Origin of the sequence: Chitinophaga pinensis (genome assembly GCF_007896845.1) — a bacterium.
Taxonomy (GTDB): domain Bacteria; phylum Bacteroidota; class Bacteroidia; order Chitinophagales; family Chitinophagaceae; genus Chitinophaga; species Chitinophaga pinensis_C.
In genome coordinates, this window is record NZ_VOHS01000018.1 from 58,114 (window position 1) to 75,284 (window position 17,171).

The following is a 17,171-nucleotide window of genomic DNA, read 5'->3' on the forward strand; positions in this document are numbered from 1 at the left end:
GAATGGCTGTCTGACCATTCGCTTTTTGTTTGTTGTATGTTGTTCCCGTGAAAGAGCTGTTATTGCATGCCGTCCATCATACCCTGATTACCGGCTCCTGAGCTTTTGCGTTTGAACAGGGAGGCATCTACTTTACCAAAGCGGTAGGCGATGTTCAGTCTGATCATCTGCGGGTTTCTCAGGCGTTCGTAGTTCTGTATGAAGTAGTCGCTGTAAGAATACTGACTGGTTTTACGTGAGCGGAAGATATCGCTTACACCCAGAGTTGCCGTCAGTGCCTTTGTTTTCAGGAAGCTTTTCTTCAGGGCGATGTCTATACCATAGAAAGAACGGATATAACCCTGAGAAGCGCTCTGTGCTTCCAGACCCGGAGGGCCACCACCAAAGCCGGTATTGGTATTGATCGGCAGGTTGGTTTTAGACTGATAGGTACCGGTCAGCTGCAGATCAAATGCTTTTGGCAGTTTGAAATTACTGTTGATCTTTCCAAACATACTCCACAGAGCGTCCTGTTGAGCGCCTGCGTTGGCGTTGATCTTTGAGTTATACAGGTTGATGTTGGTTGACATATCCCACCATTTTGTGAAATAGTTCTGTACCGTGATCTCTGCACCTGTTGTATAACTGCTGCTGGCGTTGATATATGTATTGATCAGTGCTGTATTGCCGGTAGTCGGGTCTGTCTGACGATCGATAAAACTTGTGATGGTATTATCGGTGTGTTTGTAGTATACGGAACCGAGGAAGGTATGGTTACCTTTGAATGTTTTCAGGTAAGACAGTTCCAGAGACTGTGTGAACTCTGGTACCAGACCCGGGTTACCTTTGGTGATATTGAATTTGTCGGTAGAATCCGCAAATGGTATCAGCTGGAAGAAGTTGGGACGGTTGATACGACGGGTCGCACTTATCTGTACTTCCTGATCGTGTTTCAGTTTCTGGCTCAGGAAGACAGTCGGGAACAGGCTGATAGGGTAGCTGTTGCTGAATTTCTGACCAGTCTGAACCAGTTCGCCCGTATATTCCGAACTTTCTCCACGCAGTCCTAATTTATAGCTGAAGTTTTTGATGCTGCTGCTGAAGGTCGCATAGGCAGCATACACACTTTCATTATTTTTATAGTTGCTGGTGTTGCCGGAAGTGAGGTCATACTGACCAGTTCCTTCGTTGAACAGATAATTGTAGTTATTGTTCTCGATGTGACGGAAGGCCGCACGTAAACCAGCTTCCAGTTTACTCTTTGTACCCAGTGGTTTTACGTAGTCAGTCTGTGCGGTGATGTTGCGCATCTTACCGCTACCATCGATCTTTTCCAGTTCATTACCGCTTACTGCACCACCTTTGATATTGTAGTAGTCAGTGTTGTAATTGGAGCTGTTGTCACTCTTACCTCCGAAGTAGTTGGCGTCCATCGTCAGTTCCTCACCTTCGTGTGGGAAGAGGTGTTTTAAGCCTAATACCAGACCGTTACCGTTAAAGGTACGTTCGCCTTCGGTTGTCCTGCGGCTGAAGGATGTCATAGCTGTACCGGAGTAAAGGGTATCGCTGTTGATGTCGAGAATGCTGGATGGTTTGAATGAACCGTGTACTTTGATACCGGACACTGATAAGGTGGTACGGTTGGTGGCAAAGTAGTCCAGTCCGAGGCGGCCGAACATGAAACCGCCATTTGTTTTAGAGGTGTTTTCCTGCAGGGTATGGATATTGGGATCGTCCGCAATATCCAGCCTGTCGGTATGACCGTTGGTACGATCGCGCATCTGGTTGATCATCCCGCTGGCGGTCAGGTTAAATTTACCCTGACGTGCATTGAAGTCAATACCGCCATTGATACCGCCGCGTTTATCTACACCTGCACGGATATTACCATTATAACCGGTTTTACGGTTCTTTTTCAGGACGATGTTCACGATACCTGCACCACCACCAGAAGCGTCGTATTTGGCGCTTGGAGCGGTCATTACTTCTACGCTTTCAATCGCATCCGCAGGGATCTGATCAAGGGTGAGGGTAGTTGGACGACCATCGATCAGCAACTGTGGGGCTGCATTACGCATGGTCATTTTACCGTCGATATCGATGTTTACAGAAGGTACGTTTCTCATTACGTCCTGTGCGGTACCACCGGCGCTGGAAATATTCTGTTCAACGTTGAATACTTTCTTATCCATATCCACTTTCATCAGTGGTTTGGAAGCGGTTACGGTAACGCCCTGCAGTTGACTGATATCGCTGGTCAGTTTGATATTGCCCAGGTCTTTGTCAAATGAAGGCATGGTGCCCGGCGCAGGTTTCTTTGTCATAAAAGAAATAGTCTGTGCGTAAGGCTTGAAACCGGTAGCAGATATCTTCAGGATCAATGGTCCCATTATCGGCAGATCTTCCAGATTGAATTCACCATTGTTCTGTGTGATAACACCTTTCAGGAGAATATCTTTTCTGGTATTGGTGGCGGAGTCAAGTCTGTTCTGGAATACGATCACAGAGGTGTAAGGCATTGGCTTCCCTTCGTTGTCAAGGACTTTTCCATAGACACGTCCTATACTTGGTGGTTTACCGCCTGCAAATCCTCCCGGGCCGGCTCCGGCTCCCGGGCGCTGCTGCGCGGATACATAAAAGGAGAAGGTCAACATGGCGAATAGCCAGAGAATTCTTTGCATAAGTAACATTCTTATAGACACAAAACTAATAGCGCGGTTCCATTATACATAGCAAATGAGACAATGCAAGGAAATAACGCGACAAAAAACATGAAAAATGGTGTTGGCTGTATTACTTGATAAGCTGGTAATGACTTATTTAGTGCCTGTCAGCGCTGCTACGGCTTCCCGGTAGTTATCACCTACGGGCAGTTCCATGGTACCGATAAAAACACTGTTTTTACGGATAGCAGTGATGTGGGCAACCGCTATAATATAGGATTTATGTATACGGATGAATCTGGCCGGTGGCAGCTGTTCTTCTACCTGTTTCAGCGGCATACGCGTTACCACGGGCTTGGCAGTGCCGGTCAGATGGATCCTGATGTAGTCTTTTAAGGCTTCTATCCAGATGATATCTGCTATATTGATTTTCAGTAGACTATAGTCTGAATTCACGAAGAAGAATTCCGGTGTGCTGCCCGGAGCGGCGGTCAGCTGCTGATGTTTCAGCTGATGCAGTTCTCTGGCTTTATTACATGCTTTGATAAAGCGGGGCAGGCTGACAGGTTTCACCAGATAATCAGTCACATCCAGTTCAAATCCTTCCAGTGCATATTTTTCATATGCCGTAATGAGGATGATCATTGGTTTATGGGCAAGGCTTTGTATGAATTGGAGGCCGGTCAGTCCGGGCATCTGGATATCAAGAAAGATCAGGTCAACAGTAGTTTCCTGTAATACCTTGATGGCTTCGAAGGCGTCCGCACATTTGGCCACCATTTCAAGGAAAGGCACCTGTCGGATATTGTCTTCGAGAAGGTCAAGCGCGAGTGGTTCGTCGTCTACGGCTATGCATCTTAATGTCATAATCAATCAGGAATCAGGAATTAAGAATGAGTAACTGGTTAGCCGTCAGCAGTGATATAAACACTTTATTATCAATGGTGTATTGTATTTCTTTTGTATCCTTCAATAATTCTTTCATAATCATATTGTGTAAAGCTAAATCTTAATCTTTAATTCCTGCCTCGTTCCTTAATGTAAATGTAACTGCAAAGATACCACAAACCATCCCTCTTTTTTGCTGATCAGCAGCTGATAGTTGTCTTTATATAACAGGTTGAGTCTGCGTTTTACGTTTGTCAGTCCGATACCGGAGGTCTTATCCTTGATCTCGGTATACTCAGGATTGTACTTATTCATGACGGAGAACTGGAGTAAACCCTGTCTGGCGCGGAGTTCGATATCGATACGTGCGTCGGGAATGAGTCCGGTACCATGTTTAAACGCATTTTCCACAAAAGGGATCAGCAGCATGGGTTCTATTTCGTAACCATGTTCGGGCAACTGCATCGAGACATTGACCTGTACTTTTGCGCCAAAACGCTGTTGTTGCAGGTCGATATAACTTTGCAGATAATCTGTTTCCTTATCCAGCGCCACGGTATCTTCATCTGCCTCATACAGCATATAGCGCATGAGGGAGGATAATTTGATCAGGGACGGTTCCAGCTGATCCGACTGTTTTCTGGCCAGTGCCACCATGTTGTTCAATACATTGAACATAAAATGGGGGCTTACCTGTGAACGCAGGAGAGAGAGTTCTGTTTTCAGATTTTCGTTCTCTTTGGCGCTTGCCAGTCTGTCTGCATTCATCTTATCTCTGATCATCCGCCATGCCGTACTACAGGCCAGTATGAACAGCACTGTAAAGAAGGTGAAGAGGATGGTTGGTTTTAGTTCAGCCTGTTTATGTGTGATAAATGACTGTACAAAAAGGTACCGTAAGTAGATAAGTGTGGCAAAAAGGAGGAGTAATACACCGCCGAACTGCAGGTATTTCTTACGATAGATCAGTTTTGGTATCAGAATATTTGAATTCAGATAGAAAAAGAGCGTAAGCAAAATGGCATTGATGATAAAATGGATATGCCAGTAGCGCTCATCCGGATCAGGCCCTCTGTGCTGATCAGGAGACGGACGCAAAAGATAAGGCAGAGAAAAGAGCGTGATCCAGGCTACGGCATGCAGGAAAATCTGCGCCCATCTCCTGGAATACCAAGCCTGTCTGGTATCGTTAACAAGTGTAGTCATTCCGGTGTGTGACATTAAACAACCTCAAAAGAACCAAAAAAATCCATCATTCAGGCAAATATTGAGATGAATGCCGGTTTTTTGGCGGCAAACCTGTACTTTTCGTTATATTGCTGTTTATTAGTGAATTAGGAAGTGTATCATGCCCCGAACCCCGGAGAAACTATTACTAATCGGCGACAAGGTAACCAGGTGTGTCAAAATAACAAATATTGATGTAAATCATCCCTGTAGGCAAACAAAAGGCATGGAATAACGGTGTGGAACATGCTAAGTCCGCAACTTGTTGAAAAAAATGCCCATTCCACATTCAAACTAGTAATACCTGTTATAAATTATGGGAAAGTATATTTAGAATTTTTTTTATTTAATTTGACCGATAATGCAATATCGTACATGTGGTCCGGGATAGTTTCCGACACGGGTAAAGATGATGTTTTTACTGTTTCAAGGGATATGGCATAAGGATTGGGCATTAAACAGTACGAAAACATCTATTCCAATATCAGTAACAGCATACACCGCGGTTATGAATGCTATGGCGTAAGCCTTTAAATTAAAAACCAGGTCCGTACGTTTGAGCGATTTTGTAGTCAGGCGAGCACAAAGAAGGGAGAGGAGCTCTACGTTTATTAATTAATAACCGCGATACACCTTACAGCAGATGAGTAAAGTAAAGAACGTTTGCATTGTCGATGATGATGAATTATTCCAGTTTGTAATGCGGCAGCACTTTGAGCGGCTGGATCTTGTAGAACACGTCCATAAGTTTACAGATGGCGAACAGGCGCTTCGTTATATCAAGTCTCACCTTGATCATCCGGAAGAATTGCCGGATCTGATCTTATTGGACGTTAATATGCCGTATATGGACGGCTGGCAGTTTATGACTGAATTTGTACGCCTGCAATTACCTGCCGGAAAACATATCCGGGTATATATCCTTACCAGTTCAACACATGAAAGTGATTTACAGAAAGCCCGCGAGTTCCCAACCTTATCCGGTTATCTCGTGAAACCTATCGGAAAAAATATGATCCGCGAAATCCTCGTAGGAGCAGAACAGCACTAAGTCTTTTCCTGTATCAATATCAGTATAAGGTCTGATGACCGTCATCTGCCTGCTGCTGCATAAGGTGGACCTTTGTTGTACAAGCACTGATTTATGAAAATAGAACAGCTTTACACAGGTTGCCTCGCACATGGCGCCTATTACATTGAAAGTAATGGCGCGGCGGCAATTATTGACCCTTTACGCGATGTCGCTGCTTACATCAGCAGGGCACAGCAGGATAATGCCGTGATTAAATACGTATTGGAAACACACTTTCACGCCGATTTTGTGTCAGGACATCTTGATCTGGCCGCGGCTACAGGCGCAAATATTGTTTATGGTCCGGGAGCAGCACCTGCCTTTCCCGCTTACATTGCTACAGATGGAGAAATACTCACACTCGGAAATATAAAGATCAAAGTATTACATACGCCGGGGCATACCATGGAAAGCAGCTGCTTCCTGCTGATCGATGAATCCGGGAAGGAGACGGCACTTTTCTCCGGAGATACTTTATTCATCGGAGATGTAGGAAGGCCTGACCTCGCACAACAGGCATCCGGTAAGACCCGCGAAGAACTCGCCGGCATTCTGTTTGATTCGCTGCGCAATAAGGTGATGCCTTTGCCGCCTGAGATTACGGTCTATCCCGCGCATGGCGCAGGTAGTGCCTGTGGCAAAATGATCAGCGGTCAGCGGACAGATACCCTCGGCGGACAATTACGTACCAACTATGCCCTGCAGACTGACATGAGCAGGGAGGAGTTTATAAAGGCCGTTACCGACGGACTCACACCACCACCAGCTTATTTCCCTTTAAATGTACAGATGAATAAACAGGGCTATGAAAATGTAGACGATGTGATCACACGTGGCACCCAGCCATTGTTACCCGATGCATTTGAAGCCGTCGCAAATGAAACAGGAGCGGTGATACTGGATACCCGCGGACCAGAAGTATTTGTAGATGGTTTTATACCCGGCGCCGTTAATATTGGTCTGGATGGCAATTTTGCGCCGTGGGCGGGTACACTGATCCCCGGCGGACAACAACCCATTTTATTCATTGCAGATCCGGGAAGGGAACAGGAAGTGGTAACCCGTCTGGCCCGTATCGGTTTTGATCATACGCTGGGTTATCTGAAAGGAGGTTTTGAAGCGTGGCGGGCAGCCGGACGTACAATAGATGATATTGTGACAATTACACCGGCCGCACTGGCGGAACGTCAGTCATGGATTCCCTTGCAGTTGCTGGATGTACGCAGGAGGAATGAGTTTAGTAGCGAACATATAGCCGGCGCTGTCAATATACCGCTGGACTATATCAACGATTATATCGGAAAACTGGATAAACACCAGTTGTATTATGTGCATTGTGCCGGCGGATACCGTTCTGTGATCTTTATCTCCATTATGCGTATGCGGGGCTATCATAATTTTGTCGATGTACAGGGAGGGATGAAAGCACTGAAAGACAGCGGACTTTTTCAGCTGAGTGATTACTTTACACCTTCTGCTACATAATCGGATGGGCTGGCATGTGTATTGTTTAATCATCAGTATTAAATCTGCAACACATGAAAACATTTGGTCTCATTCTTATTGTAGCCGGTATTGCGATGATTGTAATCCGCGGCTTCTCCGTAAAAACACAAAAGAAAGTAGTGGACCTGGGTCCCGTAGAAGTGAATAAAACCGAAAACCGCTGGGTTGGATGGCCTACCTATGCGGGCGGTATTGTAGCCGTAGTAGGGCTGGTACTGGTATTGAGCGACAGGAAAAAATAAGGTTCAAATAAGCAGGCGAATGGTTACTTTTGAAAAAAAGTTTCGTATGCCTGAATTAATGAACGATAAGCTACAGGTAGTTGTTGCAGAGAAAGGAGCCGAATTACAGAGCATCGTCCGTAAGGACCTTCAGCAGGAATACCTGTGGCATGCCGGACCGGAATGGGCCAAGAAAAGCCCCGTATTATTCCCGATAGTGGGAACGTTGAAGAACAATACTTACACATATAAAGGGAAAAGCTACACGCTTGGCCGTCACGGTTTTGCCCGTGATAAGGTGTTTACCCTGACAGAACAGACGGCGGATAAGCTGGTGTTCACCCTGACGGAGTCGGAAGATTCCCTGCAGGTATATCCTTTTCACTTCCGTTTTCAGGTGGTGTATGCCATACATGATACTTCCCTGCAGGTATCTTATATAGTAGAAAACACCGGTAAGGATACCATGTATTTTTCCGTAGGTGCGCATCCTGCATTTAAGGTGCCGCTGACAGAAGGGACCAGTTATGAGGATTATTACCTGCATTTTAATGAAGAGGAAAATGATGGCGTATGGCCATTGTCTGCCGACGGTCTAATAGAACTGACGCCGGAGCCATTTCTGGTAAAGACGCACAAACTGGCATTAAAACATCATCTGTTCTATAAAGACGCATTGGTGTTTAAAACTCTGGCATCTACTATTATGGAACTGAAGAGTGATAAGTCACCACGCGGGTTGAAAATGCAATACGAAGGATTCCCTTATATGGGTATCTGGGCGGCTAAAGACGCCAATTTTGTATGTATTGAACCATGGAATGGTATTGCTGATAGTGTAAATGCTACAGGTGATATTACCGGCAAGGAAGGTATCCATATACTGGATGCCGGCAAACGTTTCGAAAGAAGCTGGACGGTAACACTGTTTTAAGCAGTGGTCAATATATTGATGACGGGGTACTGGTATTAACTGGTATCCCGTTTTTCATTCTTCTTCTGATTGTTCTTTTTTACGCTGATAATAGCGTTTTGACTTATCCGCAGTACCACAGCTGCCGGGACTGCACCAGCGTTTTTTATTGTTTTTGGTCTGGTCCAGAAAGATCCATCCACAGGTCTCACATTCTTTAATACGTGTATGCTCTTCCGTAGTGAGTACGTCATAAGCTGATTTCATCACCGTCCACAGCGGTGCAAGAAGATCGGTATATTCCTGTTTCAGGATAGCACGTATACCCGTATCGGAAGGATCAAACTGCAGTTTTGAAAGTGCGGTGGCAAGCGCTTTATTAAATTTATCCAGTACACCGGTGCTGAGTGTACTGCCATTATTTTCCGCGATACCGGAAAAGAACTGGTATAGTGTTTCTCTTGTTTTCTTTAGTTTCTGCAGGGCGAGTACCGTGGCTGTTGCATCTTTGGCCGCTTCCTGCAGGAGTGCATTACGTTGTGCCTCATCGAGGATGTCTACCTTTTTGCACCATTCTACTACTTCCTGATAGCTACCCAGATATTCATGCAGATTGATCCCCCTCCATGCATTTACCGTATTGATAAAATGGAAACAGAGGGCGCCGCCATCAAGGGATAATGTTGCTATTGATCTTTCCTTACTCATTGCGTACTCAAAAATACGGCATTTGATATTATTACCATCAAAAAATAGTTTGCTGGTAATAAAAAAATATTACTTTTATACCAGTAAATACGATTTAACAGGTAAAAACGGAGACATGAATGCTGAACGGAATGCGCCGCAGTGGTTGATCATACTGGCTTTTATGGCGGTGTACATCGTCTGGGGCACAACGTATCTGGCTGTGATCTATGGATTGCGGGGATTTCCTCCGTTTATGCTGTCCGGACTGCGTTATCTGCTGGCGGCTATACTGTTGCTGGGATGGTGCGGTGTCAGAAGGGTTGCATGGCCGGGATGGTCAGTGGTGAGGGTATGTGTGGTGAGCGGTATCCTGATGCTCGTAGGTGGTAGCGGTATTGTGGCATGGTCGGAGCAGTATGTTACTTCAGGACAGGCGGCGATTATGATTGCAACAGAGCCATTTGTGTTTTTGCTGGCAGACAGAAAGCGCTGGCGCGAATATTTTGGTAATGCATTTATTATTACGGGGTTGCTGGTAGGGTTTGCAGGCATCATCCTGTTTTTCGGGGGAGGAAATAGTGCTGCACAGCAGGCAGGTGATAATACGATGCAATGGGTTGGATATGGTGCGATACTGGTGGGAACGGTATTCTGGGTGGCAGGTGCATTACATGCAGAAGGTAAACTGGATAAGCGGACACCCAATATACTCAGTAGTGCTATTCAGTTACTGGCGGCTTCTGTGGCCAGTGGTTTACTGAGTGGTGCGACGGGAGAGTGGTCCCGCTTTCACATAGCACAGGTGCCGGCCGCCGCATGGGCCGGATTATTATATCTCGTTTTCTTTGGCTCCCTGATAGCCTATATGGCATTTACCTGGCTCATAACAGTGCGTCCGCCGGCATTGGTCAGCACCCACACCTACGTTAATCCCGTAGTAGCGGTGCTGATGGGCTGGGCTTTTGTAAATGAGCAACTTAGCTGGATGCAGTTACTTGGTATGTTTGTGATACTGGTAGGCGTATTGTTAACTAATTTCCCCAACTATAAACTATCTTTTAACAGACAACGTGCCTGAGCATTTTTTAAATACCTTTGTCCGTGAGTTTATTAAATAAGGAAGTAAACGCAGCAAAACTTAGGAAAATGAATTTTAACCTGGACAAAATTCCTGAACGTACGAAACAACCTCGTTCATATGGTATTACAATGGTGACTGACAAGGGGCTGAGCCTGCAGGATACAAAAGACTTCCTGTCCGTATCTTCAGCACACGTGGATATGGTGAAACTGGCCTTTGGTACGGCTTATGTCACGCCTAACCTGGATGAAAAGATCAAAGTATATCAATCATATAATATCCCTGTTTATTTTGGTGGTTTGTTGCTCGAAGCTTTCATCATCCGTAATCAGTTTGATGATTACATCGATGTAGTGAAAAAGTATGGCATCAATTATTTTGAAGTGTCTGACGGCTCTCTTTCTATCCCACATGCAGAGAAATGCGGGTATATCGAGAAACTGGCAAAACTGGGCACCGTACTGAGTGAAATCGGTTCAAAAGATAAAGACCGTGAGCATATCACACCTCCTTACAAATGGATAGAACTGATCAAAACGGAGCTTTCAGCAGGCTCTGAATACATCATCGCAGAAGCAAGGGAGACAGGTACAGTAGGCCTGTATCGTGACTCCGGTGAGGTAAGAGAAGGACTGGTACAGGAGATCCTGACACAGGTTGCCGGAGAGAAGATCATCTGGGAAGCACCCAGAAAGGACCAGCAGCTGTATTTCCTCGATCTGATGGGTTGTAATGCGAATCTGGGTAATATTGCTTATAACGAAGTGATTTCCCTCGAAGCGATGCGCGTAGGTTTACGCGGGGATAGTTTCCACTTCTATCTGGACGGAACGAAATAAAATAATGGCAGATATGCAGGAAGGCCGGTCTTAATGACCGGCTTTTTTTATTGTAAAAAGAACATTTATCCCGGACGCTATGATAAGATTATCAGTAAGTTCTGCCTCCTGACCGGAAGATTGTCCGTCTGAAGTACTAAAAATAGCATAGATATTTAAAAATAAATATATATATATGCATCTCATTGATAACAAAAGACCCGATAATTCTCCCAACTTTTAAACCCATACATAACCACACAAATTTTTAATCAGAACAATATACCAGAAAACCTATGAAGAGAATTCTTTTGAGTGCTGCTGTACTCGGACTGTTCTTTACTGCCTGTAAAGATGATGAGACCAATACCCCACAACCTGATGTTCCTGTAAAACTGCTGGCGAAAGAGACCTCTAAATACGACAGTACAGTACTTACTTATGATGCAGGTAAAAAACTGTCATTGTATAAGTATTATGGTTTTGACAGCGATGATGACATCATGGTTGCAAAACCGTCATATGAAAATAACCAGCTTATTGCATTCCTTACTGGTCCTAATGAACAGACAGCTACGCACAAAGCGGTAGCTTTTGGTTATAATACTGCGGGTAAAGTGTTTACTGTAAACTTTTACGATGTAGAAGACGGAAGTCTGAACCAGTACGATAGTATTGCTTATAATGCCGATGGTCGCGTATCTGCTGTATATATTGCAGAAAAAGTGGCTGTAGTTAACCATCTTGGTTTCTTTGAAAAGAACGTGTTTGAATGGGATGCAAAAGGCAATGTTGTGAAAACACACAGAATTGCTTTCGCTGACGGTAAAGAAGCAACAGATACAACTACTACCATACTGACTTATGACGATAAAGTAAACTACACTGCAAAGCAGCTGGAGCTTTATCTGATCGATGTGGAAGAAGTTGCAGCTTCACTTTCTGCCAATAATATTCTGACAGCAACAACCCAGTTCGAGCTATCTAAACAGACTATTACCAACGTGTATACGTATGATGCGGAGAACTATCCTATTACCAAAATATCTACCAGAAAAGAGGTACAGGGTGGTATAGAGATCGGTTCCAGTGTTGATAATCGTACCATGATTTACATCAAAAAATAAGGATATACATCTTAAAAAAAGGCAGCATGATTATCATGCTGCCTTTTTTATTATCAGATCTGCTGCTTATTGCAGAATGCTTTCAATCTCCTTCAGTTCTGCTGCATCAAACTGTACCTTGTGCAGGGCTCCGAGGTTGTTATCCAGCTGTTCTACGGAGCTGGCACCTATGAGTACAGTCGTCACACGTTTGTCTTTTAATAACCACGCCAGTGCCATTTGTGCCAGTGTCTGACCTCTTTGCAATGCAATGGCATTCAATCGCTGGATCTTATCCAGTTTCTCATCTGTGATATGATCTGCTTTCAGGAAGCCGCTTGGTTTGCTGGCTCTTGAACCTTCCGGAATACCTTTCAGGTAACGGTCAGTCAGTAAGCCCTGCGCCAGCGGAGAGAATGGAATACAACCCACTCCATTGGCTTCCAGTACATCCAGCAGACCACCTTCTACCCATCTTTCAAACATAGAGTATTTAGGCTGATGGATCAGGCAGGGAGTACCCAGTGATTTTAATACTGCCAATGCTGCTTTTGTCTGTTCTGCAGTATAGTTAGATAAGCCAACATATAATGCCTTTCCCTGACGAACAGCCGTATCCAGTGCGCCCATCGTTTCTTCTATCGGTGTTTCCGGATCGGGACGGTGAGAGTAGAAGATATCGACATAATCCAGTTTCATACGACGCAGACTCTGATCGAGGCTGGACAGTACATATTTGCGGGAGCCCCAATCTCCGTATGGACCGGGCCACATATGATAGCCGGCTTTTGTAGAGATGATCAGTTCATCACGCAGGTTGCCTGTAAAATCTTTTCGCAGGATCGCGCCGAAATTCTCTTCTGCAGATCCGGGTACCGGACCGTAGTTATTGGCGAGGTCAAAGTGGGTAATTCCTTTATCAAAGGCCCGACGTACGATAGCACGGCCATTTTCAAAGTTATCGATAGACCCGAAGTTATGCCATAGACCCAGTGAAATAGCCGGGAGGCGGATACCGCTCTTACCGCAACGGTTGTATATCATAGTATCATACCGGTCACTTGCAGGAACATAAGCACTCATAATGTGGTTTTTTTTGGACGTACAAGATAGTGCTATTTGTAAGAAAAACAGCTATGCCGGTATTGTTGGTAAAAAGAGAGAAGATTACTATTAAAAACGAGCGTAAAGACATCCGCAGATAGCGGTAAAACCGGGCTGACCGGAAGGGGAGTTGCTTTGATAGTAGTCAGACTATACTTATCCTTCGTTAATGCTACCTTTTTTACGTAGCATTAACGAAGGATAAGTATAGTCTGACTATATACAGGAAGGGAAACAGTGATAAAGATAATGTTATTGAACGCTACGCTGCTTCAGTTGATCTGTCTGTCAGTCTTTCGGCATGTAGCATATGTTGTAAGTACTTATACACTCTGGAAATAGCTGTTCATATATTCACTGGGAGATCGTTGGGTAACAGATTTGAATACCCGGTTAAAATTGGTAATACTGTTGAACCCACAGGTATATGCCACTGTAGCAATATTATCATAACTGCCATCTGTCAGTTTTTTACAGGCCTCATTGATCCTTACTTCATTCAGGAAGGATACGAAGGTATGCAGTGTATGCTTTTTAAAGAAGCGGCAGAAGGCCTGCGGTGTCATACAAGCCTGTTTGGCGGCATCTTCCAGTGTGATGGGTTTATCATAATGATGCATGATATAGTTATAGATATTCCCGATGCGGATGCCTTCATGTTCACTGACAGGTTGTGCACGCTGACCGGAAGCCAGCGGTGTCATATCCGGGCAACCAGATAACTGTTTCAGCAGTTCGACAAACTGTAACAGTTGTTCTGTGCCTGAACTGTTAGTGACCTTTAACATGCGGCTGGAAATCTCCGTAGCATAGTCCTGTGGTACTTTAAAACCTGACTGATGCTGCTGGATAAAGTTCTTCAGCACCTTTATCTCCGGCAGATTAAAGAAGCCTGCCAGTTCACCGTCGGGATTAAAGAATATTACCAGCGCCACTATTTTTTTCCGGCTTTTGGGTTGAAAATAAGAGGCCTCACTCTTGAAAATATGCGGTTGATTGGCCCCTAACCAATAGAGTTCACCGGGGCGGAACGGATGCATATTATTGTCGGCCACCAGGGTACCTTCACCCTGCTGAATCCAGGTGAGCTGGATCTCCTGGTGCCTGTGCAGATGGGGATAGAAGTAAGGCAGTACATCTTTCTGTACAATAATGGATTTGTCCAGCGGAACAGGTATGGTAAACTGTAACACTTTCATCTGGTAGCAATTTTAATAGTAATCGCAAGTTGGCTTGCAGGAATGTATTTACAGGTCTTGAATCTTTCTTACGTAGTAAGTACGCGTTATATTGGTTGATACTTCTGACACTAATGAGTGTGAATCTTACAATTATTCACTGTGTACCAATATTACAAATTTTAACCCGGATTTTGCAAAAAAATATAAGATCAGGTCAAAAAAGGGTTAAGTCCCGGAATATATGAACCAGAGCCCCTGAAAACAGGTTAATATCAGGTAATAATTGATTACTATCAGATAGGTGCCCTTTATCTCTTTCTGATACTTTTGAACAAAAAATTGTTCTTCTATGGCTATTGAATGGAAAGGAATATTTCCCGCATTTACCACAAAGTTTACAGCCGCTGATGAACTGGACCTGCCGCTGTTCGGAAAGAACCTGCAAGCCCAGATCGCTGCCGGTATTGATGGGGTTATTTTAGGCGGTTCACTGGGTGAGGCCAGTGTTATTACGACTGCAGAAAAGGAAACACTGACGAAGTATGCAGTAGAACAGGTAGCGGGGAAGATCCCGGTTGTCATGAATATCGCAGAAGGTGCTACTGCGGAAGCGATCAGACAGGCAAAACTGGCAGCTGAATGGGGTGCAAAAGGTTTGATGCTGTTGCCTCCGATGCGTTATAAAAGCGATGAACGTGAAACAGCGGAGTACTTTAAGGCAGTGGCTGCTTCTACAGAACTGCCGATTATGATCTATAACAATCCGGTTGATTATAAAGTGGAAGTGACACTGGAGATTTTTGATCAGTTGCAGGCGTATAGCAATATACAGGCGGTAAAAGAGTCTACCCGCGATGTATCTAACGTAACACGTATGATCAGTCGTTTTGGTGATCGTTTCAGTCTGCTGTGTGGTGTAGATACACTGGCAATGGAAGAGATGATATTGGGTGCGAATGGTTGGGTCGGCGGACTGGTATGTGCATTCCCTGCGGAAACCGTAGCAATATATAAACTCACAAAAGCAGGTCGTATCGCAGAAGCACTGGCTATTTACCGCTGGTTCCTGCCATTGCTGGAACTGGACCTGCATCCTAAACTGGTGCAGTATATCAAACTGGCAGAACAACAGGCGGGATTAGGCAGTGAAACGGTAAGAGCGCCACGTCTCGCACTGGTAGGAGAAGAAAGAACACGGATCCTGAAAGTGATAGATGATGCTATTGCCAGCAGACCGGTATTACCTGATTATCTTTCACTTTAACGAGCTATGATGCAGACAGATGAAATCATGCAGCGCGCAGCGGCAGCTTTTGAGGAATACAGGTATACGACGCCTGCCGCAAGGGCTGTGTTTCTCGGCGCAATTGCTGCCGCTATTGAAACACAAAGGGAATCATTGGTGGAGGCGGCCCATGCAGAATCTAATCTGCCACTACCCAGACTAAATGGGGAGATCACCCGTACCACTTCGCAGCTACAGCTTTTTGCAACTTTGATAAAAGAAGGTAGCTGGGTAGAAGCCGTAATCGATACTGCAAAACCGGATGCTACACCGGCTAAACCGGACATCCGCCGCATGCTGTTGCCCGTAGGGCCGGTAGTTGTTTTTGGCGCCAGTAATTTTCCTTTTGCTTTCTCTACCGCAGGAGGAGATACCGCCAGCGCACTGGCAGCCGGGGCTACTGTTGTTATTAAGGGGCATCCGGCGCATCCGCGTACTTCGCAGTTAATGTATGGCGCTATACAGACTGCTATCAAAGAAAGCGGTATGCCGGCGGATACAGTGCAACATGTGACGGGAGAGGGGAATGCGATCGGCCGCGAGCTGGTTATGCATCCGCTGACGACAGGTGTTGGCTTCACCGGTTCTTTTCAGGGGGGTAAAGCCCTGCTGGATTATGCAGCACAACGGGAAGTACCTATACCGGTATTCGCAGAAATGAGCAGCATCAATCCGGTGGTGTTTTATCCGGATGCACTGGCCACACAGTCCGCACAACTGGCACAGACTTTTGCTGCTTCGATTACATTGGGAATGGGACAGTTCTGTACGAATCCGGGTATCCTGATCGGTTTGAAAAGTGATGCACTGGAAAGCTTTATACAGCAGCTTGGAACGGCTATCGCGGCTGTTGCACCGCAGAAGATGCTGCACAAAGGTATCTGCGAAGCCTATGATAAAGGCCGTACCCGTATGTTGACAGAACCGGAGGTAACGCTGGTCAATGAGTCAGCCGTACCCGCCACCATGGAAGCATGGCCGGCACTTGCAAGAACAACTGCCAATGCTTTTCTGGTGAATCCGGCTTTGAAAGAAGAGCTCTTCGGACCATATTCCCTGCTCGTGGAATGTGCGGATAAAGCCGAGCTGATAGCGGTATTGAAAAGTCTGCACGGACAGCTCACCACTACCATCGTCGGTACACCGGCAGATACCACCCAATGGAAAGATGTTATCACTATACAATCGACCCTTGCTGGTCGTGTAATTCTCAATAACCCGCCTACCGGTGTGGAAGTATGCGCAGCGATGGTACACGGAGGACCCTTCCCCGCTACCACCGATCAACGTTTTACTTCCGTCGGCACGAGTGCTGTCCGCCGTTGGGTAAGACCTGTATGTTTCCAGAACTTCACAGATGATATGTTGCCCGATGCATTGAAGGCAGCTAATCCCCTCGGCATATGGCGCCAGGTGGATAATCAGTTTGTGCGATAA

15 protein-coding genes are annotated in these 17,171 nt (G+C 45.4%); 9 read left to right on the top strand and 6 right to left on the bottom strand.

Annotated features, from left to right (window positions below; translation table 11 throughout):
* Positions 1 to 59 precede the first annotated feature (59 nt).
* The 3 genes from FEF09_RS17935 to FEF09_RS17945 form a co-directional block, all read right to left on the bottom strand.
* Positions 60 to 2,660, bottom strand: coding sequence for an outer membrane beta-barrel family protein (locus FEF09_RS17935; RefSeq protein ID WP_146306390.1), 2,601 nt, complete (start codon positions 2,658 to 2,660; stop codon positions 60 to 62).
* A gap of 135 nt (positions 2,661 to 2,795) precedes the next feature.
* Positions 2,796 to 3,509: a LytR/AlgR family response regulator transcription factor gene (locus FEF09_RS17940; protein WP_146306391.1), complete on the bottom strand. Its 714-nt coding sequence runs from the start codon at positions 3,507 to 3,509 to the stop codon at positions 2,796 to 2,798.
* Positions 3,510 to 3,677: 168 nt separating this feature from the next.
* Positions 3,678 to 4,736 carry a sensor histidine kinase gene (locus tag FEF09_RS17945; RefSeq protein ID WP_146306392.1) on the bottom strand — a complete coding sequence of 353 codons (1,059 nt, stop codon included), beginning with the start codon at positions 4,734 to 4,736 and terminating at the stop codon, positions 3,678 to 3,680.
* Between the two features lie 664 nt (positions 4,737 to 5,400).
* Between FEF09_RS17945 and FEF09_RS17950 the strand changes: the two genes are divergently transcribed.
* The 4 genes from FEF09_RS17950 to FEF09_RS17965 all read left to right on the top strand — a co-directional run bounded on the left by FEF09_RS17950 (position 5,401) and on the right by FEF09_RS17965 (position 8,490).
* Positions 5,401 to 5,808 (top strand): response regulator, encoded by a 408-nt coding sequence (locus FEF09_RS17950; RefSeq protein ID WP_146306393.1) that lies wholly within the window; start codon positions 5,401 to 5,403, stop codon positions 5,806 to 5,808.
* 93 nt (positions 5,809 to 5,901) lie between these two features.
* Positions 5,902 to 7,314 (top strand): MBL fold metallo-hydrolase, encoded by a 1,413-nt coding sequence (locus FEF09_RS17955; protein ID WP_146306394.1) that lies wholly within the window; start codon positions 5,902 to 5,904, stop codon positions 7,312 to 7,314.
* A gap of 53 nt (positions 7,315 to 7,367) precedes the next feature.
* Positions 7,368 to 7,577: a hypothetical protein gene (locus FEF09_RS17960; protein ID WP_146306395.1), complete on the top strand. Its 210-nt coding sequence runs from the start codon at positions 7,368 to 7,370 to the stop codon at positions 7,575 to 7,577.
* A gap of 46 nt (positions 7,578 to 7,623) precedes the next feature.
* Positions 7,624 to 8,490, top strand: a complete 867-nt coding sequence (locus tag FEF09_RS17965; RefSeq protein ID WP_146306396.1) for an aldose 1-epimerase family protein — start codon at positions 7,624 to 7,626, stop codon at positions 8,488 to 8,490.
* A gap of 54 nt (positions 8,491 to 8,544) precedes the next feature.
* Here FEF09_RS17965 and FEF09_RS17970 read toward each other — a convergent pair whose 3' ends face one another.
* Positions 8,545 to 9,177: a CGNR zinc finger domain-containing protein gene (locus FEF09_RS17970; protein ID WP_146306397.1), complete on the bottom strand. Its 633-nt coding sequence runs from the start codon at positions 9,175 to 9,177 to the stop codon at positions 8,545 to 8,547.
* A gap of 115 nt (positions 9,178 to 9,292) precedes the next feature.
* Here FEF09_RS17970 and FEF09_RS17975 point away from each other — a divergent pair, with 115 nt between their 5' ends.
* From FEF09_RS17975 to FEF09_RS17985, 3 genes are all read left to right on the top strand, one after another.
* The gene (locus FEF09_RS17975) at positions 9,293 to 10,237 is read left to right on the top strand and encodes an EamA family transporter (RefSeq protein WP_146306398.1); all 945 of its coding nucleotides are present in this window, start codon (positions 9,293 to 9,295) and stop codon (positions 10,235 to 10,237) included.
* 68 nt (positions 10,238 to 10,305) lie between these two features.
* The gene (locus FEF09_RS17980; protein WP_146306399.1) at positions 10,306 to 11,079 is read left to right on the top strand and encodes a phosphosulfolactate synthase; all 774 of its coding nucleotides are present in this window, start codon (positions 10,306 to 10,308) and stop codon (positions 11,077 to 11,079) included.
* 275 nt (positions 11,080 to 11,354) lie between these two features.
* On the top strand, positions 11,355 to 12,185 hold the full coding sequence (locus tag FEF09_RS17985; RefSeq protein WP_146306400.1) for a hypothetical protein: 831 nt from the start codon (positions 11,355 to 11,357) through the stop codon (positions 12,183 to 12,185).
* 66 nt (positions 12,186 to 12,251) lie between these two features.
* On the opposite strand, the gene mgrA is transcribed toward FEF09_RS17985, so the two are convergent.
* Positions 12,252 to 13,247, bottom strand: a complete 996-nt coding sequence (mgrA, locus tag FEF09_RS17990) for an L-glyceraldehyde 3-phosphate reductase (RefSeq protein WP_146306401.1) — start codon at positions 13,245 to 13,247, stop codon at positions 12,252 to 12,254.
* A 344-nt stretch (positions 13,248 to 13,591) separates the two neighbouring features.
* Positions 13,592 to 14,467 (bottom strand): AraC family transcriptional regulator, encoded by an 876-nt coding sequence (locus FEF09_RS17995; RefSeq protein WP_146306402.1) that lies wholly within the window; start codon positions 14,465 to 14,467, stop codon positions 13,592 to 13,594.
* A gap of 331 nt (positions 14,468 to 14,798) precedes the next feature.
* Here FEF09_RS17995 and FEF09_RS18000 point away from each other — a divergent pair, with 331 nt between their 5' ends.
* Both FEF09_RS18000 and FEF09_RS18005 read left to right on the top strand, forming a co-directional pair.
* Positions 14,799 to 15,713 carry a dihydrodipicolinate synthase family protein gene (locus FEF09_RS18000; RefSeq protein WP_146306403.1) on the top strand — a complete coding sequence of 305 codons (915 nt, stop codon included), beginning with the start codon at positions 14,799 to 14,801 and terminating at the stop codon, positions 15,711 to 15,713.
* Between the two features lie 6 nt (positions 15,714 to 15,719).
* Complete coding sequence (locus FEF09_RS18005) at positions 15,720 to 17,171, top strand: aldehyde dehydrogenase (NADP(+)) (RefSeq protein WP_261387575.1); 1,452 nt, start codon at positions 15,720 to 15,722, stop codon at positions 17,169 to 17,171.